This window comes from Mesorhizobium sp. M8A.F.Ca.ET.165.01.1.1 (assembly GCF_004792065.1).
GTDB lineage: Bacteria > Pseudomonadota > Alphaproteobacteria > Rhizobiales > Rhizobiaceae > Mesorhizobium.
The window spans coordinates 1-278 of record NZ_SRTH01000281.1 but is presented as its reverse complement, the minus strand read 5'-3'; the positions used below and the strand labels follow the sequence as shown (position 1 = coordinate 278).

The 278-nt window shown below is 61.5% G+C and carries 1 protein-coding gene; it reads right to left on the bottom strand.

Annotated features, from left to right (window positions below; genetic code table 11):
* Positions 1–278, bottom strand: a 278-nt coding sequence (locus EN808_RS36095) for a MaoC family dehydratase (RefSeq protein WP_135918288.1), incomplete at both ends; no start/stop codon positions are given.

Below are 278 nucleotides of genomic sequence, written 5' to 3'. Positions count from 1 at the left end.
CGAGGCCTTTTCGCCATGTTGGTGCGGATCGAATAGATGGTGTCGCCGATGAAGACCGGCTTGATGAAGCGCAGCTTGTCGTAGCCGTAGGAAAAGGCGTTGACGCAATTGGTGGCGACGAGGCCAAGCCCGGCGGAGAATACGAACGCGCCCGCCACCAGTCGCCTGCCGAAAATGCCCTCGCGCTCGGCGAACATCTGGTCCTGCACGTAAGGGTGGATGTCGAGCACCAGGGTGTTGAAGAGATGGCTGTCGCCTTCGGCCATGGTGCGGCGGAG